We start from the raw sequence: 2,332 nt of genomic DNA on the forward strand, positions 1-2,332 counted from the left end.
AAAATATTTACTCAAAAGCTGGAGTAAACCCCACCGATAGCGATCGCTTGAGTGGTTTTTGGTATTGTGTGTGCAAACACAATATCCCACTCATCATTACAGAGGGCGCGAAGAAGGCGGCTAGTCTACTATCGCATGGTCACGCAGCCATCGGACTACCAGGAATTTCCTCCGGCTATCGCTCACCTAAAAACGAGTGGGGCAAGAAAATTGGTGATTCTTATCTGGCTGATGAGTTAGCTGTTTTCGCAACTTCGAGTAGAGAAATCAAAATCTGCTTTGATTATGAAACTAAGCCTGAAACTAAACTCAATATCCAAAGAGATATTTGTCAAACAGGAAGCTTATTACAAGAATTTGGTGCTGTCGTGAAAGTACTAACGCTGCCAGGGCCCGATAAAGGTGTAGATGATTTTATAGTTGCACAGGGAGGAGAAAGTTTTGAAAAGCTATCTGCCGGGGCTATAGCTCTAGAGTCATGGCATCAAAATCAACTTGATAGCTTACGTTTTACTATCAAGCTCAAAGATGGCACAGTCAAAACAATTGATCAACAAAAAGGAGATTCTACTGTGACAGATGCTCCCGAATTAGAACCAAACATTGGTGTATTTAAAAAAAGTCGTGCTAAATCACCTATTGACCTTGGTTCACAAATTATAGATATAAAAGTTATTGATTCAGACATTATTCATGTAGATGTTACCCCTGAGTCAACCCAAGCAAGTGAAACTCCTGTAATTCCACAAAACACAAAAAGCATTAGTTCTTGGGCTAAAAAAGAAAATGTTACACTTTATGAGCCTAACTTTTTTAGAAAGCGCCTAGAAGCTAGTGAGAATAAACAAATAGCTTTTGCTGCTTATACTTTGTTAAAAAAATATGGTGTTGAGGCTAAAGATGAACAACAGCAGACCAGTGGCAAAATCTACCATGCTGATGCTTTTGTAATTAAGAATCATGGTGCTGATAAATACAGTATCTATCGTCGTCATGATGATGTAGAGTTAATGACTTTTCAAGCTGATAAATGGGGACACGTAGGCAATATTAAACTTTCTTACACAGAAATAGAGTCTGAACAAAAAATTTGGAGAGAAAGACAAATTAACATTCTGCCTATTGAAAGGCAGGAGTTTTTGTTAGTAGCTGACTACCTCAAAGCTGGTAAAGAATTGCCCTCTGTTGATGAAGACCCTCGCAAAATAGCCTCTGTCGTTGGTTCAGTCTCTCCTAAAGGCACACACAATATTTTAGAAAGTTTCAAAGAAAACGAGGTATTAGAAATTCTCACACAAACTATTACTAGCTTCGAGAAAGGCGATTTAACCTTGGGTAATTACCGGATTCTTTTTCGGCAAACCACTGACAATACATCTACTCTGCAATTACTCACAACTGAACACAATGGTACAAATCGGGAAGCTGTTCGCTTTCAGTTTGAGAAAACTGACACTGGTATGACTCATCAAGTCAAAACTTTGGCTATCACTGAAGCTGATTTGGAGAAGTTAAGATTATTAGCTCAAAAGCTGCATATTAATTACAAAGATTTGTTTGGCAACCCGACAGACACCCGTGACATGGACTTGCCCGTTCATCCCGAAATTACCCGTAATTTAGACGAGGAGCAGTCATATCAATCTACTCAATCTACACCCAACGTACCAGATCGCAAGACACAATCAAACCCACAAGAAGAAGGAGTAAGCTCTAATCCTCCAAAACAACAGAACGCTGTATCACACTCAACTACACCTAACAGCACAACATCATCACAACCAACAAAACAACCCAATTTTTCTTCTAACTTAGATAAAGTTTTGCTACCACTACATCCAGTTTTGAACCAATATTGGGAGCAGTTAGAAAAAGATGGTTCAAGTCATGAGACTGTAGCGCAAGGACGTTTAGAATTTCAATCTAAAATTCAGCAAACTGGCAAGCTGACTATTGGTGAACAGCGTGAACTTTACCAGCAGATTCAAAATCTTGCCTGGAGTGAGATCAATCGCAATGGACGTACTGATATTGTGCTTCCACCATTAGCCCACATTGTTAATGATTTGCGAACGGAGGCTTTTCAACAACCACAGCCACAGTTTTATTCTGACCCAAAGCGTGATACACCCGTGCCTCTTCACCCTGAGATTGCCTCTCATTGGCAAGGTTTAGAAACTAATAAAACTTGGTCTAGTGTTGCCAATCAGTACAACAACCCTTTGCGGGAAAAACTTGTCTTAACTGGCAAGCTGACTATTGGGGAGCAACGTGAACTTTACCAAAAAATTCTCCTTCAAAGTCAATTCGAGCAGCAGAACATTGGGCAAAC

1 protein-coding gene is annotated in these 2,332 nt (G+C 39.7%); it reads left to right on the forward strand.

Features of this window, described 5'->3' with window-relative positions; all coding sequences use genetic code 11:
* The coding region (locus tag H6G97_RS50010; protein WP_190947645.1) for a DUF3854 domain-containing protein at positions 1 to 2,332 on the forward strand (2,332 nt) is incomplete at both ends.

The sequence above is a fragment of the Nostoc flagelliforme FACHB-838 genome, assembly GCF_014698065.1.
Classification (GTDB): Bacteria; Cyanobacteriota; Cyanobacteriia; order Cyanobacteriales; family Nostocaceae; genus Nostoc; species Nostoc flagelliforme_B.